This is a genomic window from Clostridium sp. BSD2780061688st1 H5 (genome assembly GCF_005845155.1).
GTDB lineage: Bacteria > Bacillota > Clostridia > Lachnospirales > Lachnospiraceae > Claveliimonas > Claveliimonas intestinigallinarum.
In genome coordinates this window covers 1-26,538 of the sequence record NZ_SPGT01000031.1, presented here as the reverse complement: position 1 = coordinate 26,538, position 26,538 = coordinate 1, and the positions used below count along the sequence as shown (strand labels likewise).

Genomic DNA, 26,538 nt, shown 5'->3' with positions numbered 1-26,538 from the left:
TGATTTATTTGAAATGCATTTCTGCAATTCATACAAAATATTCATTTTAGGTCTTGACTTTTAATAGTTAGACTTTCTTATTTATTCTATACTTTTCTGTATTGGTCAAGCGGTTTTACAGAAATTTCTATACTTTTTTGTATTGGTTTTCTTGATTATTTCTATACTTTTATGTTATACTCAACCTATCAAAAAACAGATAGGAGAGCATGATTATGGCTATTGGCGAAAGAATCCATTATTTCCGTCTACTCCGTGGCTTTACGCAGAAATATCTGGGTAAACTTCTGGGTTTTAGCGACTCTCAGGCAGACGTCCGTATCGCCCAGTATGAAAAAGGCGCTCGCAGCCCAAAAGAAAAATATTTAAACGCATTGGCACAGATCTTTGAAGTATCGCCAAACGCTTTGAATGTTCCCGATATTGACACAGATATTGGACTTATGCACACTCTCTTTACACTGGAAGATACACGTGGTCTGAAAATTGGAAAACTGGACGGCGAACTCTGCCTCCGGTTGGACAAGGACGCAGGAATGACCTACCATAGTATGTGGGATATGTTTAACGCATGGTATCAGCAGGCAGAGAAAATGGAGTCCGGCGAGATCACCAAAGAGCAATATGATCAATGGCGTTATACCTATCCAAAAATGGAGTGGGAACAGACCCGCCGGGATCTGGACGCTCTGCGTGAAAAGCGAAAAGCTGAAAATACTACAGATTAAAAAAAGCCAACAAAAAAGGTCTTACCAAATTGATTTCACTCAATTCAGTAAGACCTTTTCTATTGGTTTCAGTTGGATTTTACCTGATAACCTCCGGCGAAAAGTAAATAAATGCTTTTCAGCCAGTGTTATCATTTTGTTATCAAATAGAACCTTGATAGGCTTCAAACGCCCTGTTTATGCGGGTTCTCAAATTCTTTTACTTACTCAAATTCGATTGTTCCGGGCGGCTTACTCGTCAGATCATAGAATACCCGATTAACTCCCTTGACCTCATTGATGATCCTGCTCATCACCTTCTGCAGCACCTCAAATGGGATCTCAGCTGCCTCGGCTGTCATGAAGTCGATGGTCTTCACCGCACGCAGGGCCACGGCATAGTCGTAGGTTCTCTCGTCACCCATGACACCGACAGAGCGCATGTTAGTCAGGGCCGCGAAATACTGGTTGATCTCCTTATCCAGGCCGGCCTTTGCGATCTCCTCGCGGTAGATGGCGTCTGCATCCTGGACGATGCGGACCTTCTCAGCTGTCACCTCACCGATGATGCGGATGCCAAGTCCCGGGCCCGGGAAGGGCTGACGGAACACAAGCTCCTCCGGAATGCCAAGCTCAAGGCCTGCCTTGCGGACCTCGTCCTTGAACAGGTCGCGGAGCGGCTCGATAATTTCCTTAAAATCTACATAATCCGGGAGCCCGCCTACGTTGTGGTGAGATTTGATCACTGCGGACTCGCCGCCAAGGCCGCTCTCCACCACATCCGGGTAGATGGTGCCCTGGGCCAGGAAATCCACTGCGCCGATCTTCTTTGCTTCCTCCTCGAACACACGGATAAACTCTTCGCCGATGATCTTGCGCTTCTGCTCCGGCTCGGTCACGCCTGCCAGCTTGTTGTAGTAGCGCTCCTGGGCGTTGACCCGGATAAAGTTCAGGTCAAAGTTACCCTCCGGTCCGAAGACCGCCTCCACCTCGTCTCCCTCGTTCTTGCGGAGAAGGCCGTGGTCTACAAATACGCAGGTGAGCTGTTTGCCGATGGCTCTTGACAGAAGGCCTGCTGCCACAGAGGAGTCAACGCCGCCTGACAGAGCCAGGAGCACCTTGCCGTCCCCGACTTTTTCGCGGATCGCCTCAATGGAGCTCTCCACAAAGGAGTCCATTCTCCAGTCGCCGCAGCACCCACAGACGCCGCGAACGAAATTATAGAGCATCTTTGTCCCCTCCTGGGTGTGGAGCACCTCCGGGTGGAACTGGATGGCATACAGCTTCTGCTCTTCATTTTCCGCTGCCGCCACAGGGCAGTCAGCTGTGTGGGCCGTGATACGGAATCCCGGAGCCACCTGGGAAATGTAATCGAAATGGCTCATCCAGCACACTGTATTCTCGGATACATTTTCAAACAACTTGGAGCTGCGGTCCACCATCACTTCCGTCTTTCCATATTCGCGCACAGCAGCGCGCTCTACCTTTCCGCCCAGCACATGCATCATAAGCTGTGCGCCGTAGCAAAGTCCGAGAACCGGGATGCCCAGTTCAAAAAGCTCTCTGGAATAGGTAGGTGAGTCTTCCAGATAGCAGCTGTTGGGACCGCCGGTCAAAATGATCCCTTTGGGATTTTTACTTTTGATGGTCTCGATATCGGTCCTGTAAGAATAGATTTCACAGTACACATTGCTCTCGCGGACGCGGCGCGCCACGAGCTGGTTGTACTGACCGCCGAAATCCAGTACAATGACTAATTCTCTTTTCACCGCTTGTTCCTCCTCGTATTTTTTTCCTCAATGGAATAGTTCTATTATAAAGTAGCAGGGCTCTGTTGGCAACAAAAACCGACATTTTGTCCGGCAGCCGCAAACCGTTTTTTCTCCGGCAGACGGTCTGGTCGGCTAGGTCAAAGCCTGGTGCTTCCATTTCCCGCTGAAATACCGGGCGATAAAGCAGATGCTCCGCACCACCCAGTCGATGATCATAGCCACCCACACGCCGAACACTCCCATACCCATATATTTCCCCAGTATATAGCTGAAAATAATGCGGAAGATCCACATGGACACAACGGAGATGACCATGCACATCCTGGCATCCCCGGAGGCCCGGAAGGTGGCCGGTATAGTAAAGGCCAGCGGCCAGATCAGCACGCAGCACACGGCATAGAAAATGACAATGTCCGCTGTCACCTCCGCTGTCTGGCTGGACAGATTATAGGCCTTCAGGATCAATGGCAGAGCCAGCACAATGATCACGTTGGTGACCACCATGCAGGCGTAGGTGATGCACAGGAGCTTTTTCGTGTAGTATTTCACCTGCCCGTAGTCCCCGGCACCCACGCACCTGGCGATCACCGTCGTCACTGCCAGAGCGATAGCCATGCCGGGCAGCACCTGGAAGGAGGCAATCACATTGGACACCGCGTTGGCCGCGATGGCGTAGGTGCCAAAGGTGGAGACAAGGCTCAGCACGATGATCTTCCCGAGCTGGAACATGCTGTTCTCCAACCCGTTTGGCACGCCGATACCCAATATTTTACGTATCATATCCCAGTCGGGCCGGTATCCGCGGGAGGGTCTCACATAGATGGCGCGCCGCCGGTCCGCCAGCAGGATCATGATGAGTATGGCCGCCGTCATCCTGGACACCAGCGTGGGGATAGCCACGCCCTCTGTCCCCCTGTGAAAGCCGTAGATCAAAATGGCGTTTCCGGAAATGTTGATGACATTCATAACAATGGAAACCCTCATGGAAATCTCGGAATTTCCCATGGTACGGAAAATGGCCGCCCCGCCGTTGTAGAGAGCGATAAAGGGGATGGAGGCGGTCACGATCATCAGGTAGGTGTCCGCATGTCCCATGACATCCGCCTCGATCTGGCCGAAAACACCGTGCAGGATCCAGTATTTACAGGCGTAGATGAGAAGGGTAATGACCACGGCGCACACGGTGATGAACCAGACAAGCTGCTCCGCCGCCTGGCAGGCCTTCTCCTTCCTCTGCTGTCCCAGATACTGGCCTGCCACCACGGCGCCGCCGGTTCCCAGGGCGGCAAACACATTGATGAGCAGCACCATGATATTGTCCACAAGAGAGACCCCGGACACAGCCGCCTCCCCCACACTGGCCACCATGATACTGTCCGCCATTCCCACAAGGACTGCCAGCATCTGTTCAATGATCAGCGGAATGATAAGAGCCGTCAATGCCCTGTTATCAAAAATATACTGTTTCTTATCTGTTTCTTCTGTTCTTATCTTCAACGTTCCCCCAGCCTTCTAAAGCTTATCTCTGTGAGCCTTTACATCAAACGCAAAGATCAGCTCTTTTTCTTCTCCCCGGTACACCGTCAGGCTTCCGGTTCCCTCTTCCCCTCTGGTGCGGACATAGCAACCTGACATGCCTCCCTCGAGAGCTGCCAGAGCAGGACCCTCCAGCTCAATGCATCCCTCCGTCTCAAACCGTAGCACATCGTGGGCGTAGGGAGCCAGATTGCCGTTCTGGTCCACAGCCCGCAGCCGGATGGTGGCCATGTCCCATGTGTCATCGTCCGTGAGCACATCTGTGTCGCAGATGCCCTCCAGATGGATCTTCTCCACCGGCGAGATGGTGACTGTCCGGATGACCTGATCGCCCCGCAGGGCCTGGAACCTCCACACAGCTGTCTCCACGCCCCAGCTGCCCATGTATTCGTCGGTCTCCTCCTGCGATGAAGCCTCGCCGTTCACAGCCATTTCCGGTTGCTCTTTCCTTCCGAGCACGGCCTCATACAGCCTGCGAAGCCAGCCTGTCAGGCCGCCGCTCCGCCTCTCGTCTGCCTGTCCCGCCTCTGCTCGGCCTCCGTCTGTCCCGGATGTCTTTGCCTGGCTGGCATCAGCCCCGGGCGCAGTCCGCTCTGCTGGCGAATCTCCCCCGATCAGCACCGGCGGATGGGAAAGATGAGGATATTTCCTGGTGGGAAAATACTCTCCTGCCAGGGCATCATTTTTATAGAGACGCACCCTATCCCCGTTGGTAAAGACCGCCACCTCGCCGATCTGGCCCGCCGGGTGGTCCCCGATACTCATGGTGCTGCTGACCGCAAGCACCGGCCGATCCTCCTGGCAGGAGGCGTAGACGCTGGCCGCCAGCTTGGGGTTGCGGAACATATCCAGGACGCCATGATAGCAGATTTTGTCCCCGCTGCCAAAATCCTTGTGGGTGTTGTAGTCAAACATACACCACCCGAAGGTGCCGCCGATATCCGCATGGGAGGCCGCGCTGTCCAGTACCCGGACGTGGCGCATGGCGTGCTCCTTCCTGTGCTCCTCATCGTCAAATGCCTTTGTGGGGAACATGTGCCCATTGTACTCTGTGATAAAGTAGGCCTTCTCCATATCCGGCGTCACTGCCGCCTTGGCATCACAGCCCGGATTATCCCCTGTGTGGCTGAAGTCATTGTAGGTGTATACGTCCTCCAGCAAGTGGCTCTTTTTCAGATAGCGCACGCCGCCCGTTGGCCTGGTTGGATCCAGGCCGCGGGCCGTCTCTACGGTTCTTTGGTAGAGTCCGTCATCGTCCTGGCTCTCATTGATCCGGACGCCCCACATGAAAATGCTGGGATGGTTCCGGTACTGGCGGATCATTTCCTCCGTATTTCTCACAGCCTGCTCCTTCCACTCTTCCCCGCCAATGTGCTGCCAGCCGGGGATTTCCGTGAAGACCAGAAGCCCCAGCTCATCGCACCGGTCGATAAAAGCATGACTCTGGGGATAATGGCTGGTGCGCACCGCATTGCAGCCCAGCTCATATTTCAGGATGTCCGCATCCAGTCTCTGCGCTCTGGCCGGCGCCGCATAGCCCATATAGGGCCAGCTCTGGTGCCGGTTCAGTCCCCGTATTTTCACCCGGTTCCCATTCAGCCAGCATCCGTCCGGCTTCATCTCGATCCTCCGGAAGCCAAAGCGGACTTCCTCTGTATCCTTGACATTCCCGAATTTCAGGAGCTCCAGGTGCAGCGTGTAGAGCCGGGGATGCTCCGTATCCCAAAGCCCTGCCCGGGGCACATGCATGTGGAAATGATCCTGGAAGCCCTGCTCCTCCAGCCGGGCGAAGATCTCGCCGTCCTCTCCCAGCACACGGGCCCGGATCTGGCAGCCCCGGGCTCCCTCCGCCTCCAGCTTTACCTCCAGATGCTTTCTGTCATCCGGCATGACAAAGACATCCCGAAAATGAATTTTCTCCTTCACCTCCAGGTAGACCGGGCGGTAAATGCCTCCGTAGGTCAGATAGTCCACCACATAGCCAAAGGGCGGGATATCCAAAGTTTCCCGGCTGTCCACCTTGACCACGATCCGGTTTGTCTGGCCGTACCGCAAAAGCCCCGAGAGCTCCACCTCAAAGGCTGTGTATCCGCACCCGTGGACGCCGGCGGATTTTCCGTTGCAGTACACCTCCGCCTGGTGGGCAGCGCCCTCCAGTGTCAGCGCGACGGATTTTCCCTCCCAGTCTCTGGGAATGTCCAGTTCTTTTATGTAAGCGCTTACCATCTGATAATCCTTCTCGTTGCAGTAGCGCAGAGGAAGCATCTTCACTGTATGGGGAAGCTGAACCCTCTCCAGCTCCTCCAGCCTCTCAGACGGCATGCTGTTCAGACTTCCGGTATAGTGCTGTGTAAAGTACCAGTTGTGGTTGATCTGATAGCGCATGTTGTCCCTCCTTTGTGAGTTTGACTGTCGATTTTCTTCATTAGATATGATAGCTTATACAAAGGAATATTACAAGAAGCCAAAACAACCTGCTATACGCATCATGCCGAGAGGACTTCAGGCAAAAAAGGCTGCCGGGGCCTTTCATATAATGCCCCGGCAGCTTTTTTCTGCCTTTCCCTATACAACCGCTTTTTGTTTCCATCTGCCGCTGAAATATCTCAAAGCAAAACAGATACTCCTCACAATCCAGTCAATAATCATTGCCACCCATACTCCATATATTCCCCAATCAGTAGCTCTTGCCAGGATATAGCTGAAAATAATCCTGAACATCCACATAGATACAACAGAAATCGCAAGACAGACTCTGGCGTCTCCTGCAGCCCGCAAAACGGCAGGAACCGTGAATGCCGCCGGCCAAATCATTACTGTAAAGAAGGCATAAAAAACAACAATAACCGATGCCACTTGTTCTGTCCTGTCCGAAAGATGATATGCCTCCAAAATAAATGGTAGAAGCAAAACAATAAGAAGGTTTATGATAAACAGGCAGATATATGTAATTTTCATCAGCTTTCCCGTGAAATATCTCACCTGAATATAGTCTCCCGCCCCCACGCATCTGGCAATCACAGTATTTACTGCCAGAGTAATCGCCATCCCTGGCAGCACCTGAAAGGATCCAATAATATTGGCAACTGCATTTGCCGCAATTGCATAAGTCCCAAATGTGGATATCAGACTGAGAACTATAATTTTCCCCAGCTGGAACATTCCGTTTTCCAGCCCGTTTGGGATTCCAATACTCAATATCTTACATATCATCACTCTGTCAGGCACGCACTTAGAGAAAATATTGAGATGCAACTCTCTCTTTTTGTTCTGCAGAAGAATCACGATGAGGAGAGCCCCCACGATCCTGGAAAACAGAGTAGGAACTGCCACACCTTCTGTTCCCCGGTGAAAGCCATAAATGAACATAGCATTTCCGGAGATATTTATAACATTCATGATAAGAGATACATACATAGGAGCCTGGGCTGCTCCGATAATTCGGAATATTGCAGCTCCGCCATTGTATAGTGCAACAAAGGGAATGGAGGCCGCCACGATCAGAAGATACGTCTCCGCATGTCTCATAACTCCCCGATCAATCTGTCCAAAAAGTTCACACAAAATCCAATTTCTGCCTATATAAATCAGTGTTGTAGTTATGACTGCACAGATCGTGACAACCCGCACCAGCTGATCCGCAGCCTTCTGGGCCTCATTTCTTCGCCCATGTCCCAGAAGCTGTCCCGCAACAACTGCCCCGCCTGCTGCCAGCGCTGAAAACGCATTGTTAAGAAGCACCATAATCGTATCCACAAGGGATACCCCCGATACTGCTTCCTCTCCTACCTCCGCCACCATAATACTGTCTGCCATCCCCACCAGCACTGCCAGCATCTGCTCTGCGACGAGGGGAATGATCAGAGCTGCCAGCATATAGTTGTCAAACAAGATATTTTCTGACAGTTTCTTCCCTTTCAAATTCTTCCCGGCTTTCCCGCACGCAGACTTCAGTCCGCCTTTTCTACATAGTCTTTCATAGCCTTAAAAATAATAGCAACGGATGTAGCCCCGGCATCCTGATACCCAACAGAACGTTCCATGAGAGATTTGGCACGTCCGAATTTGGCAACATATTTTTTCGTGTCCTCCATACCCTGCTCTGCCGCGTTGGCAGCCTTCTCCAGCATTTCCTCCAGACTATTCCTGTTTTCTTCCATAGCCTCCACAGCAGGCTCAAAGGCATCCACCATCGTCTTATCTCCTCGCTGCGCCTGGCCTCTTTTTTTCACAGCCTCCAGTGCATCTCTCATAATCTGCGGAAAATTCTCACAGGTCAGTTCGGTCATCTTCTCTTTACCTTTGATTCCTCCCAGGAACATGGTTCCAAAGATAACTCCTGAGGCTCCGCCCATTGAATTCAGCATCGCCATCCCCATTGTCTTGAAAACTTCATTCACACTGTCAAAGTCTGTTTTGTCTGTAAGAGCCTTTTCCGCCTTCTCCATACCTCCCGCCATGCCGATTCCGTGGTCTCCGTCACCAATCTTGCTGTCAACCTCTGTGAGATAAGGCTTCTGCCCGATAACCGCCCTGCATACTTCACAGAGCATTTCTCTCGTCTGTTCTATCGCAATGCTCTTCATTTATCTCGTTCCTCCAATCAATACTTCAGCGCTTCTCTGGCGTAATAAGGCGAAAAGCAGGGAGCACTGTAATACTTTTTCAGCTCCTCATCCAATCTCAGGATGCTGATGGAAAATCCTCCCATCTCCTGACAGGTACACCACGTCTTGATCTCAGAGTCAAAAACCTTTATTCCATCCATATCAAGATGCTTCCGAAGTTCGTTGTAGACTACGTCCAGCTCCAGAAGAGGCGTGGACCCAAGCCCGTTTACAAGAACTGCCGTTTCATCGCCTTCTCTCAAATTCAGTTCACTCTTCAATTCCGCGTACATTCGATCTACCAGCTTGTCAGCAGGCTGCATCTTTGTCCTTTCAATCCCGGCCTCCCCATGGATCCCCATGCCGAACTCAATCTCGTCCTCTCCCAGCTCAAAGGCAGGCTTTTCGTTTCCAGGTATAGCGCCCGGACTTGTAGCCACACCAATAGTCGCAATGCTGTCTCTTGCCTTTTCCGTCACCCTGACCGCCTCTTCCAGCTCCAGGCCGGCATCACACGCAGCGCCGGCGACCTTTATAACGTAAGCCATCCCGGCAATGCCTCTTCTGTCCTTCCACCGTTCCCTGGGAGCTGAAACGCAGTCATCTCTCACGCGCACATGAGCCGTCTTTATATCCTCAAAGTCGCACATCTCCTCGGCCATATCAAAATTCATATTGTCTCCCGCATAGCAGCCGTATACAAACAGAACACCTTTCCCCTGCTCAGCAGCTTTGGCGGTCTCCGTGATCAACTGAGGATTGGGAGACGCAAAAATATTTCCGCAGGCTACGCCGTCCGCAAGCCCTTCCCCCACAAAGCCTCCAAACATAGGCTCATGTCCGCTTCCTCCTCCGATGATCAGAGCAACTTTATCTCTTCTTCTCCTCTTTGCGAGATATGCATTACACTCTCCCACTCTATCATAGTATCTCTCATATGCTTTCAAATACCCGGAGAGCATTTCCTCCACCACTTTACTCGTATCTTCATTTAAAATTTTTTTCATTGCCGTACCTCCGCGTGAGCCTACAGGCCAATCTTTTCCATTCGATCCAGTATCTCCTTCACATCGCTCTCGTCCAGCTCCACATCTGCCGCCAGCGCTGTGTCTTCTATCTGAAATACTCTGCGCGCGCCGCAGATCACATTTATATCTGAACCTCTGGCAAGCAGAAATGCCACGGCAAGCTGGGGCTGCGTACAGTGATATTTCTCGCAGATATCCTTCAGGCCGTCCACAAATCCAAGTACCTCCGGAAACTTATCCGGCTTCCACAATGGAGAGTCTTCTCTTGCGTCTCCCGGCTGCACTTTGTAATCCGCTTTTGTTTTTCCTGTCAAAAGCCCTCTTTCAAGAGGCATATATCCATGGAAGGAAAGTCCCAGTTCGCGGCAGAGCGGAATGATCTCCTTCTCTGCAGAGCGGTCCAGCATACTGTAATGCCCCTGTATGATATCAATCTCTCCACAGGAGGTATACGCGCGGATCTCATCCGGCGTCATATTGGAGGATCCTATTGCCCTGATCTTCCCCTCCTTTTTCAGCTCCATCAATGTGCCTACTGTCTCTTCCACCGGAGTCATGACCGGAGGGCATGCCGGATTATGGGTATAGTAGATGTCAATGTAATCTGTCCCCAGCCTTTTAAGACTTCTTTCTATCTCAGTCCTGATAGCATGGGAGGTAAGGTTTCGCGTAACCCGATGTCCATCCTTCTCAAACCGGAAGCTTCCCTCATCATCGTCCCACCACAGGCCGCACTTTGTGGCAATGATATACTCAGAACGCCTTCCTTTTATTGCTTTTCCAATCACCTCTTCACTGTGTCCAAATCCGTATACCGGCGCTGTGTCAATAGTGTTGATTCCGAGCTCCAAGGCCCTGTGGATTGTCCTGACGGACTCGTCATCATCCGAATTTCTCCACCATGTCCCTCCGCCGATTCCCATAGCTCCCATCGTAATGACGGATGCTTTAATTCCGGATCGTCCAATCTCCATATATTTCATAATGTTCACTCCTTTCGTTTAGCTTTTTTTAGATATTGCGGCATCTCTGTCAGAATACTTACAATGCTCTCCACTCCATATACGAGAGCCTCCTCATTCAGCCGGAATCCGCTGTTATGAGTGGGGTATACAGTTCCGTCTTCCTCTGTGTATCTGGCTCCCACCCGGAAATAGCACCCTTTTCTTTTTTTCAGATATTCTGAAAAATCCTCGCATCCCATAACAGGCGGGTGATCCAGAATATGCTCCCTTCCAAAATGGCGGGACAGGATCTCTTCTACCGCCTTTTCTGTCCCTGCCTCATTACAGAGGGGACCGCAGCCTTCTTCTACAGCTATCTCCGTATCTGCTTCATACATTTCACCAATACATTTCACCGTGTTTTCCATGTTCTCTATCAGAATGTCTCTGCACTTTTCATCATGAAAGCGAAGCGTACCTCCGATATGGATCTCCTCCGGAAGGCTGTTGTAGGTCGTGCCGCCATGAATCTGTGTCACGCTGAGAAGCGCGGAAGACATGGGATCGATTTTCCTCGATACAATCCTGTTCAGCATGCACGTCAGCTCCGCTCCTGCCAGGATCATATCCTGAGCGAGATGAGGAAAGGCAGCATGCCCCTCCTTTCCTGTAAGTCGGATATCAAATTTATAATTGGCTGCAAAATTTGCTCCGGGGCGGACAGAAAAAAATCCCACCTCCTCGTCAATACTGTAATGCAGTCCGAAAATCCGATCCACTCCTTCCAGTATATTGCTTTCTTCGATCATCTTCGCGCCACCCGGCTGTACTTCCTCTGCTGGCTGAAAGATGAGCCGGATCTCTCCTCCCAGCTCATCCCTCATCTGATTCAGAATGACAGCCGCTCCCAGCAGGGTAGCCGTATGTCCGTCATGACCACAGGCGTGCATCACTCCGGGATTGACAGAACAGGGGCTGTGGTCTGGATTCTCCTGTATAGGAAGCGCATCCATGTCTGCCCTGAAGGCCAGCACAGGCCCGGGAGCCCCTGTCCGCATGACAGCTGCTATCCCGATCTTCCCTATGCGGCGGATTTCCATATCTGTGTGGGTTTTCAGTATATTCTCCGCAAAGGCCGCCGTATTTTCCTCACAGAATCCCAGCTCCGGATGTGTGTGCAGATAATGGAACCATTCTGTTACTTCAGGTCTTATTTTTTTTGCATATTCCCTTATCTGTTTTCTCAAATCCGTACCTCTCCTTATTTTCCCGCATTAGCATCCAATCTCAGGACACCTCCTGCTCCCACATTCTCATCCGGATGCTCTTTAATAATAACCACCGTGTTTACTTTCCTGCCCTTAAAAAAGTCATCCACCGTTTTTTGTATTCCCTGTACCATATCTCTCTTATACTCAACAGGCTTTCCCGGGGCTGTATAGATAAAGAAAGTAATCTGTCCGCCCTCGTGCGGTGTATTACAGCACTCCGGAATTGGGTATAAATAAACGTCTCTGAGTGTCTCCGGAAGACGAAACGCCTTTACGGCCGCATCTCCGATCACCTTTACAAATTCTCTGCTTTCCTCTTCTGTAAACTGCAGACTTGTAGATACAATAACAGTTGCCATATGATTTTCTCCTCTCTTTCAATTAATAGATGTCCGGAACATCAAATACTGGATTCTTATAGCTGAGCTGTCCGCTCTGTAACCAGTATCCGGTAGGGATTCTTGCATCGCCATATGTCTCTGTCAGCCAGTCGGCAAATTCCTCTGAGCATGCTGTCTCCCAGATGTCTTCCATCCACTGTGAATCCTCATTTTCCTTCAGGCAGCAGAACCCCTGTCCGCCCTGATCCGCGCATGCCTGATTTGACTCAGACGCAATGATATAACAGCTGTCTATGGTTTCCTGATCCATCTGATAGAAGGTCATGGCTGGCATAGTCTCCGCATCCAGATCAGGCAGCGCCCCTACACGGCTTCTTGCGTCAATCTCCATTAAATTCAGATTTTTGGGATTGGATGTCACATCCAGCACTGTCGGATTTTCTGCGGATTCATCCAGCTTGATCAGTCCCTGCTCCACAAGGATATTCAGCTCCCTTTTCCGGTTAGAGCTATCGTTTGCCACTGCCACAGATGCTCCGTCCGGCAGATCCTCTATATTTTCATATTTCTGACTGATCACGTACACGGGACTGTTTGTCACCTGATCCTTGTAATAGATCAGATCACTTCCGTAGCTCTCGTTGTAGGACTCCAGATAGGGAATATTTGCCACGTAATTCAGCTCATTTTCCCCTTCCGCGGCAGCCTGCATAACGGATACGGTTTCTGAATACACCTGCGCTTCGATATCGTATTTGTCCGAAAGCTGATCCGCGATCCAGTTAATGATCTCTTCGTCCCTTGCAAGAACGCCTACAGTGATCTTCTGTTTTTCCTCGCCCTGCGAATCGCTGCCGCCGCTGCTCCCGCACGCTGTCAAAGCAAATACCATTGAACCCGCAAGTAACGCTGCTACTACTCTTGTTCGTTTTTTCATAATGTTGTCTCCCTTCTTTTTTATTTTTTTACTTTTGCATATGTCAAATTACCCACCCACTGGATAATCTGTACCAAAATGATCAGCACAACAACCGTACTGTACATTACCAGATCATCAAAGTTCTGATAACCATATGTGAGCGCCACTGCACCAAGGCCTCCGGCTCCCACAACTCCTGCCATGGCCGTAAAGCCCAGGATGGATACGATGGCCAATGTAACATTGGTGACAGCGGAAGGAATTGCTTCCTTTATAATGATGTAAAAAGTAATCTGAAGATCATTGGCCCCAAAGGATTTAGCCGCTTCGATCAGTGCGGGATTTACTTCCTTAAAGCTGCTCTCCAGAAGCCTTGCCACCTGCGGAGACGCGGCAATGGTAATTCCAAATATGGCTGCCTCGGTTCCGATAATTGTTCCGCACACTGCCCTTGTGAGAGGGATAATGGCAATGATAAGAATCAGAAAAGGGATCGACCGGAGCACATTGATAATCGTGCTGACAATACCGTACACCAGCCTGTTTGGTCTCAGCCCATATGGATTGGTCGTCACAAGCAGAATTGCCAGAACCAGTCCGATGATGACACAGGTTACACAGGAGGCCAGAAACATGATCATCGTCTCCTCCAGCCCGGGAAGCAAAATATCAAATACTAATCTGTCCATACTCATAACGTTTTACACATGATGATTCCCTCACCATTTCTCCTTTCCTTGTTTATCGAGCTCTCCAGTAAATCTGTCTCTTGTCCAGGTACTGTTGAGCCTTGTCCTTCTCCTCAGCCGGAAACTCCAGAACGATATTTCCAGCTACGCTGCTGCGGTATCTGTCCATCCCGCCCCACACAACATTAAAATTGACTCCTGCCTGTACTGCCAGCTCAGAGAGAATGTACTCTGTTGATTTTTCTCCTTCGATTCCCTGCTGTATCTCCAGATAGATCTTCCCTTCTTTTCTCGGAAATTCGGTACTCTTTCCCAGTACCTCCTGTAACGTCTCCGGATGATTCAGGAAAATGTCCTTCACCTCTCCGCTGATTGTAAGCTTGCCATGGCTCAGGATCGTCATCTTATTACAGATATTCTTCACAACCTCCATCTGGTGTGTGACAACTACGATCGTAATCCCTGACTTCCTGTTGATCTCCTTCAGCAGCTCCAGAATGGACTGGGTAATATTCGGATCCAGGGCTGAGGTGGCCTCATCGCAAAGCAGAATCTTAGGATTCAGAGCCATGGCTCTGGCGATAGCCACTCTCTGCTTCTGACCACCGCTCAGCTCTCTTGGCAGAGCTTTGACTCTCTCCGCCATTCCCACCAGCTCCAGATTCTCCAACGCCCTCTTCTGCATCTCCTTCTTATTATATTTCAGGCACCGCATAGGAAGGCAGACATTGTCCATCACGTTCATCCTCTCAAGGAGGGAAAACTGCTGAAAAATCATCCCTACATTAGAACGAAATTCCCGAAGCTTTTTGCCTCTCAGTGTCTTGATGTCAATACCGTCTACTATCAGACTGCCTTCCTCAAAGGGAAGCAGGCCATTAATACATCTGAGCAGCGTGGATTTCCCGGCTCCGCTGACCCCCACAAGCCCATAAATGTCTCCATCCTCAATCGTCACATTGATTCCTTCCAATACAGGCGTGTCGCCAAATTTCTTGCATAAATCTTTAATCTCTATCAATCAGATCACCTCTTTCTTGTATCGGCTTTCAGCTCCTGCCATACTCTTCCGCCACCTCATAGATCAGACTGTTCAGATATGTTCCTCCCGGGAGAAGCGCACAGCCGGGAGCAAACACAAACCGGTTGTCTCCATTCTCTTTTAGCGCTGTCCTAAACCTCGCAACCAGCCTTGCCTTAACTTCCTCTCTGTCATTGTTCGCAGTCAGGAAGTCATGATCCTGATCAATACCGGCTATGATAACCTTGTCTGTCCTCTGCCGCACATCCGCAATCCTTGTAATGTCCTCTTCTTTCGTGTCAGCCGGACAGTTCTCCCAGTTCAGCGCCTGCACGACGTCATTGCCGTATCCGTAATATCTGTCCATACGTAGGTTGGCATTTCCGTGGGCATGTATCATATTGAACCAGGTTTTCCCTTTACAGTACTCAATGATCTGTCTCTCGTACGGTTCACAGAACTCGTCATATTCCTGCTCCGTCAGAATATGAGACATGGCATACTGGTTTGCCAGAAAAATACCGTCAATCCTCTCATCAAACAGCGCGTCCAAATAATTCTGATTGGTTTTTGTCATCGCCCTCAACGCTTTGTGCAGTGCTTCCGGATCCTCCTTCATCATTTTTTTGATTGGTCCAGGATCCAGACAGCCCGCACACTCCTGAACGGCAGTCAGCGGATTAAAAATCGTAGCAATCAGCGGTATGCTATCCCCGTAATGCCGCTTCAGATTTTTTAAAACCTTCAGCTCCCTGTCAAACACAGGATTATCCACATCTAAAACCGGGAGCTTTGCGGCGTCCTCCGCCGACTCAATCGGATATTTTTCGATTTTTCCGCACCACTGGGTCGCCACTGTGGAAGGCTGTATCTTTCCCCCAAACGCCTCTGTATAGTAGTTCCCGTTGGTCATGATCTTGATAAAATCCCAATGATTAAAATCTGTAGAAGCGATAAGCATCCTCGTAAAGTCTGTTACGTTCTTATCTACCAGCGGCATATGATACCAGCCACCTACTGGTGTCCTGTCAATCCTTCCTCCTTCTGTCAGTGCCCTGATTCTTTCTTCTCCTGTCATAATACCCATACCTCTCTCCTCTTTTATTTTCTATCAGATATCATACTTGCTCATCCAGCGATAAAGGGTGGCTCTCCCTATTCCCAGCTCCTTCGCAATATCCTTTTTGCTTTTTTCGCTGTACAGCAGCAGCTCTCTTATTTTGTCTGGATCGCACTTCCCTCCTTTTTCCGCCTTTTTAAACCCATATTTAAATTGAAGCCTCTTCACTTCCTCCAGGGTAATCTTGCTTTTCACTGTATTTCTGATAACGATCTCTGAAAACGTCCGTATGGACTGTCTGCCCTCAGGCCATTCACATTCCGCAAGATAACCAATTATCGTATCGTCCCCTTTCCAGCTCGTACTGTGATATACGCGGCTGTAATAGTCTAGATAGCGCCTGAAATAAAATTTCAAATCCTCTCTGTTTTCGACAATGTCTGTCATTCTAATGTGATTTTGCGAGACGTAATAATACAGCTCCTCCAAAAACAATCCTCTTTTTACATATTCTTCAAGCTTTGTCTCTGAAGTCGTTATGAGACGTATATTTTCTCCATATCCCTCCTTTGCCTGAAGAAGAGTCAGATATTCTACCAGCTTTTTCTGAAGATAAAGGGGCAGCTTCTCTATGGAGTACAGGCCAAGGGCTCTTCCTCCCGCCATGACTACACTGCCCTGAAATTTCCCCGGTACTCCGAAAAGCTCCTGTTCCAGAATCCTCTCAATCTTTCCACATTCTACCTCCAGGATTCCTCCGCCGTCCGCGGCGTACTTCAGAAGGAACATTTTCGCAATCTCATCATTTTCTTCTTTACGCATCCCCTCGATCAACATGGAAAGCTCATTATACGCGGCCTGCTTCGCGGCTTCCTTCGCGGGCCTCATAGCATCGCTGTCTGAAAAGTACAGATCGATCCATTCCGGAAGCTTGAACATCCTGGCCTGCTTCTTTTTCATAAATGCCACATCAACATACTCAAAAAAAAAGGCCGTCTTTTCTGTCTCTTCCTCCAACTCATTTTTCTGTTCTGACGCAAGCCTGAGAATTCCGCTTGTCTCTTTAAAAAATCTTGCCCCTACAGTGTATCCCTGCTCTTTCTGCCGCTTATACATACTCCTTCTTTCCAGACATTCATCCAAAGGATAACCCTGCGCCGCCTCCCCCTCCTCCAGGAAAAACTCCTGAAATTTTTGATTCGCAAAGCATATTCTTCTATTCTCATCAAAGACAACTATTGGCTCCTGCACTTTATCCAGAAGTCCGTTAGCGGATTTGTCAATACTCGCCGCCAGCTCCTGAAGATAATTCCTCTGTATTTTCCCTGATATCATTTCCGCCATCTGACGCAGGAAATCCACCGCATCCTCAAGAGTCCACTTCATCCTTCCATCTAGCCTCGGTCTCACCAGAATGGCAATGACACCCGCACAGCTTTTCCCTTCCATAATGGGCACGCCAGCTATACTTCCTATCTCGCACTGTTCGTATTCCGGACATTTTTTACATTCCTCTGAACACCTCCGGTCTTTTACCACCTTTTCCCTCGCAGTGACAATAATATTCCCGACAACCGAATTCACTTTTATCCCAATTGGAGCCTGATGATATTCAAATGTATTAATCACCCTGTTCATATGCTTGTCCACCACAATAATGTCTGTGTCAAGAAGTCTTTTCAGTGTATAAGCCAGCTGCTTTATTTCATCCTTCAACGCAATCAGTTCCATTCGCTGTCATCTCCTTATCAGTCAAATCATCCCTCCTATTGTCCGAGCATAATCTCTAAAATCTCTCTGTCCGTGCTTCTCATTCCTTTCGATGCAACTCTGCCTATATTTGCGATCGTCTGTTCGGCGTCATCTGCTACAATTCCTTCCCCGGCCCGGAAGCTTGTCTTATTCTTTGCCAGCTCATATCCCAGGAACGCGCTGTAAAGCGCAGTCGCTATCTTTGCCGCACAGCTGGATTTTGCTCCGTCACAGATCATCCCTCCACAGGTTGCTGTTGAGTTGACTATAATCTCCAAAATTGTCTCAACTGTCTCACCGTTTAAATAAGCAATTCCACACACCGCCCCGGCAGCAGCACTGACAACCCCACAGAAGGCTGACAGCTTTCCGATCCCTGTCTTCTGATGTATCGTTATAAGATTTGACACGCAGAGGGCTCTCAGAATTCTTTCCTCCTCAATCCCTTTTTCCCGGGCATACAGGATAACCGGAACAGAGGCTGTGATTCCCTGATTCCCGCTTCCGCTATTAATCACAACCGGCAGAGGGCAGCCGTTCATCCGGGCGTCACTTCCCGCAGAAGCACCGGAGCATATTTCTGAAAACGGGAAAAAGTTCAATCCTTCCGTCCGCTTTCCGACCTCAGACCCCCATCTGTTTTTCATTCCTTCTTCCGCAATTTTGGTATTACACTCTATCTGCGCCTCGAGAACGTCTCTGACCTGATCCAGCGGCACATGATCCGCATAGCTCACAATATCTCTGACATTCATAAATTCCCTGGATATTTCTTCATCCTGTTTTCTCTGACGCTGATGGAAAACTTTTCCGTTTACCACTACCTCCCCAAGCTCTGTGTGAGAGTCCAGAATCTCCACACTCACATTATTTTCTCCGGAGAAAGCATGAATTACTACGTGCAGTACATGTTCTGTATCCAAAAGCTTTACACTAACAATATTCTTCTGATACAATATGTCCAGCATCCGCCTGTCAGCTTCTGTAATATCTTCCAGAACCTTCATTCCCTTTTCAGGATTTCCTCCTATAGCTCCAATCAACACTGCCGCCTCTATGCCCTTTCTTCCATCTGTCTCAGGGACTGTAACGGCCTTCACATTTTTTATGATATTTCCAGAGCAGAGCGCCTCAATCCTATCGGGCATTGTTCCTAGAAGCTTACGGGCGTACGCAGAAGCAAAGGCTATCGTTACAGGCTCTGTACATCCCAGTGCCATTTGAAGCTCTTCCCTCAATATCCGTGTATAAAGCGCTTCATTTTCATTCCTCTGCACCTTCACTCTTTTCCTCCTCTCCGTGTCTCATTTGTTTATTTTTGAGACACATTTTGGTTATTTTTTCAATCTTTTCTGTTGTTTTATACTATAATTATGACGTATTTATCTATTTTGTCAATATTTCATGATTTTTTGTCTCATTTTTGTCTCACTATTGTATATTTTATGCTTTTCTTTGAATTATTTTGGAATTTTTTTACATTTTTAGCACAATTTTCTCTCAATCCATCCCTGATTTGAACAAAAAAAAACAGCCGGCGAGCCGACTGTCCGTAAAAAATATTATCCCTGCATCCCGCCCAGGAGCAACGCCTCCAGAAGCAGCAACGCAAGAAACAAAATGTTCCAGAATGTAAACACCTTCAGAAACCTCCCCCTGCTCCGGGGATACTCTCTTGTCACGATCTTGTAGGAAATGAGACTGGCCAGGGATGCGATCAGCGTCCCCAGCCCTCCCAGATTGACCCCTGTCAGGAGGGGCTGGATCCGGTCCGTAAATCCCGACAGAAGGATGGCCGCCGGCACATTGCTCATGACCTGGCTGGCCAGCACGCCCGTCAACAGCTCCCGCCCCTTTACAGCGGAGATCAGGGCCTCGCTGACGAGTGGGATCCGCTTCAGATTCCCCACAAAAATGAAGAAAAAGAGGAAGGTAAAGAGGAGAAAATAGTCCACCTCCAGGTACAGCCTCCGGTTCAGTACCGCCACGGCCACTGCCACGCAGAGGAGAACCGGAATATAGGGCAGCACCCGAAACACCACCAGAAGGCAGAGCAGCAGGAGAACCAGGAAAGGAAGGATCTCCATCACCAGCTTGCCCCTTCCACTCCCCTTCTCCGTCTTCTCAGTATGCTTTTCCGTCTTCTTCTCCATCTCCACTTCCATTAAAGGCTCATCCTTCCCCGCAAGCACAGCAGCCAGAAGAAGCAGAAGCGACAGCCCCGCGTAAGGGAGAACCGCCCCCGCAAACCCGCCTGCCGTGAGGTCTGAGATGGAATACAGGTACAGGTTCTGGGGATTGCCAATGGGGGTGGCCATGCTCCCCAGATTGGCCCCAATGGTCTCCAGCACCACCAGCTTCACGATCCGGTCCTCGTGGCCGGTCATGCGGAACACCAGCATCGTAAAGGGGACAAAGGTAAGCAGTGTCACATCGTTGGTGATGATCATGCTGGAAAAAAAGCAGAGCAGCACCATGATAGCAGACAGCGCCCGCAGACTCCCCGCTCTCCTGAGGAGGGCGTGTCCCATCAGTGTAAACACGCCTTTAGACCTGAGCCCCGCCACAAGGATCATGAGACAGAACAGCAGCGCAATGGTGCGCCAGTCCGGGTAAGTCAGATAGACCCCGTCCGGCCGCACAAAAAAGGCGGACAGGACCGCCAGCAGAAGGGACACACAGAATACCGTTTCTTTTTTCAGGATATTTTTTAAAATCTTTTTCGCCATTTCTCTTTCTCCCTGCCCCGAATAATTTTCCGAGGCGCAAAAACAGCCCGCCGTCTCCCGGCGGGCCGTTTTCTATTATAAATTCTGTCTCTCTTTCACGCAACATCTATTTAAAGGGATCGATTTAAAAGAATTGGTTTGTTTAGCTGTTGTATACGTCCAGATTGATCTCTTTTTCCTTGGCGTTTACGATGACGTTTGTGGCAGCGTCGCCGATTACGTTCAGAGGCAGGAGCGCCATCTCAACAGGACGGTTGATAGCTACGACAAGGGCGTAGGCGATCATACACAGATCGGAGGTCCAGCCCATACCGGAGAGAATGGTCACGATCAGGGTCGTTCCTGCGATCGGGATAGCCGGGCAGCCCATGGCCGCGCAGATGGAGAGGAAGGCCACAACGACCAGGTTGGCCGGTGTCACGTCGATGCCCGCGCTTGTGGCGATAAAGGTCACTGCGAACATGTGCATAACGGTGGTTCCGTTCATGTTGATAGTCATACCTGTCGGAAGCACGAAGCTGGTGATCTCGTTGCTGCAGCCCAGCTCCTCCAGGTTTGTCTTTGTGTTCAGGGGCAGGGTCGCCGCGGAGGAGTTTGTGGAAAATCCAAACACGCCTACCTTGGCGATCTTCTTGATAAACTTGAAGGGGTTCAGCCTTGTTGTCAGCCAGATACCGATGGGGTAGATGGTCACAACAAGAACGAACAGGGTCAGCATAGCTCCCACGATGTAGGCCGCCGCCGGCGCCAGGTACTCAGCGCCGTAGATGGCGAAGGTACGGGATACCAGGCAGAAGATAGCCACAGGGCCCACCTTGTTGATGAGGAAGGTCAGGTAGAAGTTGATGACCTCGCTTCCCGCCTCCAGCACATGCTTCAGGGGATCTGTCTTCTCTCCCAGCACGTTCATGCAAAGGCCGATGACGATGGCCACTACCACAACCGCCAGGATGCTGTTGTTGCTGCTCATGGACTCGACGATGTTGGACGGAACGGCTGTCACGATGGTGGCCAGCGGGTTGAACTGGTCGATGGTGGCCGCGTCTGTAACCGCCTCGGAAGGCAGCTTTACATTGAAAAGTCCGGCTGTCTTCATAGCGTAAGCCACAAGTCCTCCAAAGAAGGCGCCCACGATGTAAAAGCAGACAAAGCCAAGGACTGTGCGCCCTGCGATCCTTCCCAGCTTGGAGGAGCTGGAGATACTGCACATGGCAAGGCTCAGGGAGCAGAGCACCAGCGGTACGATGGCCGCCTGCAGGCCCCTCATAAAGAGCTGTCCGATGATGTAGAAAAGACCAAGCGCCGCGGTTCCGTCAGCTGCTGTGATATCCTGGAACAGGATCTTGTTGATAATGTCCCATGTGCCTTCATTTCCGGAGTCCAGCATAGAGCTGCGGATAAACATGAAGATCAGTCCGACTACAAGTCCGCCGACCAGGGCGATGATCATCTTTTGAACAACGGACATTTTTTTCTTGTTCTCTGTTTTATCCATTTCGTTTTTACTCCCTTTTCTATTTATCTTTTAAAATCTTTACTCAAACTGCGATTGCACCGCGTCGTATCCGGTCTCCTTTGTCCGGATCTTCATGACACTCCTGATCTCATAGCTGAAGATCTTTCCATCTCCCACGTCCCCGGTGAAGGCTGCCTTCTGGATGGTGTCAATCACTTTCTTCTCCCACTCCTCCGAGGACACGACAATCTCAAATTTAATTTTGGGCTGAAGGAAAATGTCGATCTCCGATCCCCGGACCACTTCCTTATACCCACGCTGGGCGCCGCACCCCATGACCTGGGACACAGTGATACCGTTGACCTCTATCTGGTTGAGGGCGTCCTTCACTTCCTCAAATTTTTCCTCTCTGACAATTGCTTCCACTTTGATCAGCATATATTTTCTTCCTCCTCATGCTCTTATCAAAAATATTTCCTTTTAGTCAAAACCATTGAAGGACGGGTAAGCATTTTCCCCGTGCTGGGTCACGTCAAGTCCGATCATCTCATCCTTCTCATCCACCCTGAGTCTGGTGAAAATGCGGATAATGCCGATACAGATCAGTGAGCCGACCACCGCAACTGCTATGGTGACAATAATACTGATGACCTGCGCGATAAACAGTCCTGTCTCGCCAAACACCAGGCCATTCCATTGTGCTACAGAGTTGATGGAGCTCTGACCGAACAGTCCGGTGGCTATGCCGCCCCAGATACCGCCGATACCGTGGCAGCCAAAGGCGTCCAGAGAGTCGTCGATCTTCAGTTTGTGTTTGATCAGATTGATCATGAAGTAGCAGATAGGGCTCACAAGAGCGCCGATGATAAACGCAGACCAGATAGGCACAAATCCGGCTCCCGGCGTGATGGCCACCAGTCCCACCACGAGACCTGTACAGGCGCCTACCAGTGTGGGCTTGCCCTCCTTTACCGTGTCAATGAGCATCCAGGACAGAAGAGCCGTTGCCGCGGACACGGACGTGGTCATAAACGCATGGGCCGCCAGACCGTCTGCTGCCAGCGCGCTTCCCGCGTTAAATCCATACCATCCGAACCAGAGCAGAGACGCACCCAGCACCACAAAGGGGATATTGTGGATGCGGTAGGATGTCTTCTCGTAGCCTTTGCGCCTTCCAAGGTAAATGGCCAGCACCAGGGCGCTCACGCCGGAGCTGATGTGTACCACATTTCCTCCCGCAAAGTCCACAGAGCCGATGGAAGCGAGAAAGCCTCCCTGTCCCCACACCATGTGGGCCATCGGATAGTAGACGATGACCGACCAGAGGGCAATAAACGCGAACAGCGCCTTAAATTTCATCCTGCCCACCACAGCCCCGGTGATTAGAGCCGGTGTGATCATAGCGAACATCATCTGAAATCCCGCATAGACAAGATGAGGGATCGTGTCTGAATAGGGGCCTGCCTCCCAGCCAACGCCGTTGAACGCCAGCCATCCGAAATCCCCGATCACCCCGCCGTGATCGCTGCCAAAGGCAAGGGAATAGCCAAAGAGCACCCACATAAATACGGACAGTCCCATGATCGCCACACAGGCCATCATGGTGTTGACCACATTTTTCCTTCTGACCAGGCCGCCGTAGAAAAAGGCCAGCCCCGGCGTCATGATAAATACAAGCGCCGCACAGACCATCATAAATCCAGTGTTTCCTGTGTCCATAAAAATACCTCCCGTGTATCCTTTAGATTAAAACGAAAAAACGCCTGACCGGTGAAGGCGTTTTACCGTCTCACCGTCAGGCGTCTTTGTCTTGTGGCTAAGTCTAGCAGATGGCAATCCTGAAATCAAGGAAAATCGTTTTTTAAATAACAAGTTTGTTAAAAATTAGAGAATATCTCCCGATTTCTCTTTGATTATCAGTCAAATTCACAAGGCCGGGTGGTGCATGCCCTTGTACTTTTCCCGGGTGGCAAGTCCGCCCCGTATGTGCCGCTCAGACTTGTTCACATCCAGGATCTTCCTCGCCTCCGCCGCCAGGGCCGGGTTGATCTGGAGAAGGCGGTCGGTCACGTCTGGTCGTGTCAAGGTAGGAATAAAAAATTTCGGATATAATTGTTCATGTGCAAAATTTAAAATGAATTCACTCCTTCTGCTGTAAGATCCATTTCGCGTGCCGTGTTTTTCCTTCTGCAGCCACTAATCCTTCTTTCTTCATTGCCTGTAGTAAATTCGATACTTTTTTTGACTTCTGCCCCTCATCCAAAACCTCCGGCAATGCATTTTCCAACACTTCCATTATTTCCCGTTTACTTGCTTCTCCCATTGTCTCAGGTATAAATGCCCCTTCGTTGATAAAAACCAGCTTGTCTTCAAATTCCTCTACATTAATTTTCCCTCTCATGCGATAGTCTTGGTGTGCAATACAGTTATTTATAATCTCTTTAATCAGCTCGGGCTCATACTGATTTACTTCGTCTGGAAACAACGTCTGCTGCCCTGCTATATATCGATATTTTTCATTTCGTATTTTATTGTAGACTTTATCAACAGCAAGCAGCATCGGCATGTCAAAATGTTCATATGCTTTAACTGAATTATCCGCATTATAAAGCGTCCATGTTATTCTCGGAATAAAGCCATCGAAAAAATAAGCTGATTCACTTTTCCCAAGTAAAAGTAAGGCCGTCCTTGTTATTTTCCCTTTAATCGTAATTCCTGCTTTATTTAGTACTTCCACGTCCGACAACTTGCTTAAGATCTCCTGAGCTTTTCCCCTATCGCTCTGTCGTTTTGAAAATAGCTCTCTCGCTTTTTTTACTGCAACCGGATCCAAATCTTCCACTGATGCTTCTTTGACAATCTCTTTAGACCAATCCATTCCAATCTGACTTCTAATCAAGTCAACTTTATTCATTGGGAGCGGACATAATGATTCATGCTCCCTCGCATAAGCAGCGCCCTGCCATGTTGTAGGAATGCCTCTGATTGCCGGAGGAATCTGAAATGCTATAATCCGACATTTATGCATACTCAATTCATAAATTTCCAAAAATGTCAACCGTTCATTAGTTCCATTTACAAGTTCCTTTTTCAGACTCTGCAGCCCACCTTGTTTTCTGAATTCTGTTCCTGTAAATTTCTTGTCATTAGAAATGCCAAACACCAGCCACGCTTCCTGAAAGCCACGGATATTTGCTTCATTGCTAAGCGCAGAAAAATATTTGCCAATATCATTAAATGAATAGTTTGTTTTCGCTTCTTTAAATTCAACGACTTCACTTTCAAACGACTCTATCATTTGTATGATTTTTTCTTTCAATTGAATATCTGTATAAATCATATACTTCTGTCCTCTCCAATTATCTGCATATTCCTTTGGTACTTTCTTGCTATAGCTAATTCTATGACTAAACTATGAATTTCTATGACTAATTCTATAACTTTTTATGACTAATCCTATAGCTAAACAATAACTTTCTAAAGCTAATTCTATCTGATTTATAGTCCAAACACAAGAATATACAAAAAATCACCCGGCACATTTCTTTGTACCGGATGACCATATCCCTTTACCCATGTTGATGAAGATATTTCTCTCTCGTAGCCATCCCTCCCCGGATATGCCGCTCCGATTTATTCATATCCAGCACCTTCCGCGCTTCCCGGGCCAGGGACGGATTGATCTGGAGGAGCCGCTCGGTGACATCTTTATGTATCGTTGATTTGCTGACTCCAAACTGCTTTGCCGTCTGCCTCACGGTTGCCTTATGTTCAATGATATAACATGCGATCTCCACTGCCCTCTCCTCAATATACTCTTTCATAAAAACCCCTGCATACATTCTTTTTACAATGTATGCAGGGGAATAAAAAGTCATGCTTTCCTTTCAAAATCATCCTGTACAATGATCGCCTTCGTAATCCTTCCTGGAAATTACAGCTTTTATATGATATCCTCCATTCTGATCTTACTGTTGATCGGCGGTGCGATAATCCCCTTTTTTTTCAATCGCATCAAATCCACTGATAAAGTTCTTCAGCTTTTTATTTTCATCCGAATTATTGTTAAAATAAAACCTCTTATGACCGGCATACCTGTATACTTCCCCTATATCCGTTTCTCCATCCGCGTGCTGGCCGTAATATATATAATTTCCCTGGCTGGAGAGTAATACACATTCGCCAAACAGATCCGTTTTCAAATTTTTCTTATTTGTAATACCGTTTTCATGATGAAATGAAGATTCTACTGCAAGTTTTCCCTCACTATAAATATTATCTCCGCAGTAAGCAATGTTAGAATTATTGTTTGCATCATGAACATCAAACTCCCTTGGTATTTTCTTCTGGCATCTTCCATCTACATAATATTCATCGTATGTTAATATGTCAGTGACACGCATGACATATACCATAGGCAGCTTTTCTTCTTTTTCTCGTCCCAGCCTTGGCAGCAAGCTTTTACCCGCCAGGCCGATGACAAAGATATCCTGTTTTGTAATAAACTCTTCCTTAGACACACAGCCCAGTTCAGATAACACTTCCGGATTACTCTTTAAAAATCCTTTCCATTTTTGATCTATAACTTCCTTTTTTATCCTAACGGTTTGCTTCTTTCAAGCTTTATCCTTTCTACTACAATATATTTATGGTTAATACCCCTTACAGCCAGTAAGGAATTACCCATCTTGTTGCTTAAGCTGTTA

The 26,538-nt window shown here is 49.0% G+C and carries 23 protein-coding genes and 1 pseudogene; 1 reads left to right on the top strand and 23 read right to left on the bottom strand.

The window, feature by feature from the left end; all coding sequences use genetic code 11:
* The first annotated feature begins 215 nt into the window (after nt 1–215).
* The gene (locus FGQ86_RS14575) at nt 216–728 is read left to right on the top strand and encodes a helix-turn-helix transcriptional regulator (RefSeq protein ID WP_138304848.1); all 513 of its coding nucleotides are present in this window, start codon (nt 216–218) and stop codon (nt 726–728) included.
* A gap of 203 nt (nt 729–931) precedes the next feature.
* Here the strand turns inward: FGQ86_RS14575 and guaA are convergent, their stop codons facing one another.
* From guaA to FGQ86_RS14465, 23 genes and pseudogenes are all read right to left on the bottom strand, one after another.
* A complete protein-coding gene (gene guaA, locus FGQ86_RS14570) occupies nt 932–2,476 on the bottom strand; it encodes a glutamine-hydrolyzing GMP synthase (protein WP_138304846.1) in 1,545 nt (514 codons plus the stop codon).
* 135 nt (nt 2,477–2,611) lie between these two features.
* A complete protein-coding gene (locus FGQ86_RS14565) occupies nt 2,612–3,976 on the bottom strand; it encodes an MATE family efflux transporter (protein WP_243280248.1) in 1,365 nt (454 codons plus the stop codon).
* 15 nt (nt 3,977–3,991) lie between these two features.
* Complete coding sequence (locus tag FGQ86_RS14560; protein ID WP_138304844.1) at nt 3,992–6,400, bottom strand: glycoside hydrolase family 2 TIM barrel-domain containing protein; 2,409 nt, start codon at nt 6,398–6,400, stop codon at nt 3,992–3,994.
* 180 nt (nt 6,401–6,580) lie between these two features.
* Complete coding sequence (locus tag FGQ86_RS14555) at nt 6,581–7,936, bottom strand: MATE family efflux transporter (RefSeq protein WP_347562525.1); 1,356 nt, start codon at nt 7,934–7,936, stop codon at nt 6,581–6,583.
* A 29-nt stretch (nt 7,937–7,965) separates the two neighbouring features.
* Nucleotides 7,966–8,601 (bottom strand): dihydroxyacetone kinase subunit DhaL, encoded by a 636-nt coding sequence (gene dhaL, locus FGQ86_RS16555; RefSeq protein ID WP_033125137.1) that lies wholly within the window; start codon nt 8,599–8,601, stop codon nt 7,966–7,968.
* A gap of 17 nt (nt 8,602–8,618) precedes the next feature.
* A complete protein-coding gene (locus FGQ86_RS16550; protein ID WP_243127291.1) occupies nt 8,619–9,629 on the bottom strand; it encodes a dihydroxyacetone kinase subunit DhaK in 1,011 nt (336 codons plus the stop codon).
* Nucleotides 9,630–9,649: 20 nt separating this feature from the next.
* Nucleotides 9,650–10,633, bottom strand: a complete 984-nt coding sequence (locus FGQ86_RS14545; RefSeq protein WP_138304842.1) for an aldo/keto reductase — start codon at nt 10,631–10,633, stop codon at nt 9,650–9,652.
* A gap of 5 nt (nt 10,634–10,638) precedes the next feature.
* On the bottom strand, nt 10,639–11,841 hold the full coding sequence (locus FGQ86_RS14540) for an amidohydrolase (RefSeq protein ID WP_171031584.1): 1,203 nt from the start codon (nt 11,839–11,841) through the stop codon (nt 10,639–10,641).
* A gap of 14 nt (nt 11,842–11,855) precedes the next feature.
* Nucleotides 11,856–12,224: a tautomerase family protein gene (locus tag FGQ86_RS14535; protein ID WP_033125133.1), complete on the bottom strand. Its 369-nt coding sequence runs from the start codon at nt 12,222–12,224 to the stop codon at nt 11,856–11,858.
* Between the two features lie 22 nt (nt 12,225–12,246).
* Nucleotides 12,247–13,143, bottom strand: coding sequence for a MetQ/NlpA family ABC transporter substrate-binding protein (locus FGQ86_RS14530; RefSeq protein ID WP_081957978.1), 897 nt, complete (start codon nt 13,141–13,143; stop codon nt 12,247–12,249).
* Nucleotides 13,144–13,163: 20 nt separating this feature from the next.
* A complete protein-coding gene (locus tag FGQ86_RS14525) occupies nt 13,164–13,820 on the bottom strand; it encodes an ABC transporter permease subunit (RefSeq protein ID WP_033125131.1) in 657 nt (218 codons plus the stop codon).
* Nucleotides 13,821–13,866: 46 nt separating this feature from the next.
* Nucleotides 13,867–14,835, bottom strand: coding sequence for a methionine ABC transporter ATP-binding protein (locus tag FGQ86_RS14520; protein ID WP_033125130.1), 969 nt, complete (start codon nt 14,833–14,835; stop codon nt 13,867–13,869).
* Nucleotides 14,836–14,863: 28 nt separating this feature from the next.
* On the bottom strand, nt 14,864–15,922 hold the full coding sequence (locus FGQ86_RS14515) for a uroporphyrinogen decarboxylase family protein (RefSeq protein WP_033125129.1): 1,059 nt from the start codon (nt 15,920–15,922) through the stop codon (nt 14,864–14,866).
* A gap of 24 nt (nt 15,923–15,946) precedes the next feature.
* A complete protein-coding gene (locus tag FGQ86_RS14510) occupies nt 15,947–17,626 on the bottom strand; it encodes a sigma 54-interacting transcriptional regulator (protein WP_033125128.1) in 1,680 nt (559 codons plus the stop codon).
* Nucleotides 17,627–17,661: 35 nt separating this feature from the next.
* Nucleotides 17,662–18,930 (bottom strand): L-serine ammonia-lyase, iron-sulfur-dependent, subunit alpha, encoded by a 1,269-nt coding sequence (locus FGQ86_RS14505; protein WP_242842815.1) that lies wholly within the window; start codon nt 18,928–18,930, stop codon nt 17,662–17,664.
* Nucleotides 18,931–19,209: 279 nt separating this feature from the next.
* Nucleotides 19,210–20,376, bottom strand: coding sequence for an SLC13 family permease (locus tag FGQ86_RS14500; RefSeq protein WP_138304837.1), 1,167 nt, complete (start codon nt 20,374–20,376; stop codon nt 19,210–19,212).
* 142 nt (nt 20,377–20,518) lie between these two features.
* Nucleotides 20,519–21,871, bottom strand: a complete 1,353-nt coding sequence (locus tag FGQ86_RS14495) for a dicarboxylate/amino acid:cation symporter (RefSeq protein ID WP_138304835.1) — start codon at nt 21,869–21,871, stop codon at nt 20,519–20,521.
* Between the two features lie 39 nt (nt 21,872–21,910).
* Nucleotides 21,911–22,270, bottom strand: coding sequence for a P-II family nitrogen regulator (locus tag FGQ86_RS14490; protein ID WP_081957977.1), 360 nt, complete (start codon nt 22,268–22,270; stop codon nt 21,911–21,913).
* Nucleotides 22,271–22,312: 42 nt separating this feature from the next.
* Complete coding sequence (locus FGQ86_RS14485; protein ID WP_138304833.1) at nt 22,313–23,551, bottom strand: ammonium transporter; 1,239 nt, start codon at nt 23,549–23,551, stop codon at nt 22,313–22,315.
* A gap of 207 nt (nt 23,552–23,758) precedes the next feature.
* Nucleotides 23,759–23,905: pseudogene (locus tag FGQ86_RS14480) on the bottom strand (sporulation transcriptional regulator SpoIIID); the annotation flags it as partial.
* 67 nt (nt 23,906–23,972) lie between these two features.
* Nucleotides 23,973–25,172 (bottom strand): RNA-binding domain-containing protein, encoded by a 1,200-nt coding sequence (locus tag FGQ86_RS14475; protein ID WP_138304831.1) that lies wholly within the window; start codon nt 25,170–25,172, stop codon nt 23,973–23,975.
* Between the two features lie 229 nt (nt 25,173–25,401).
* On the bottom strand, nt 25,402–25,656 hold the full coding sequence (gene spoIIID, locus FGQ86_RS14470; RefSeq protein WP_033125149.1) for a sporulation transcriptional regulator SpoIIID: 255 nt from the start codon (nt 25,654–25,656) through the stop codon (nt 25,402–25,404).
* 144 nt (nt 25,657–25,800) lie between these two features.
* Complete coding sequence (locus FGQ86_RS14465) at nt 25,801–26,373, bottom strand: hypothetical protein (protein WP_138304829.1); 573 nt, start codon at nt 26,371–26,373, stop codon at nt 25,801–25,803.
* Nucleotides 26,374–26,538: the final 165 nt, after the last annotated feature.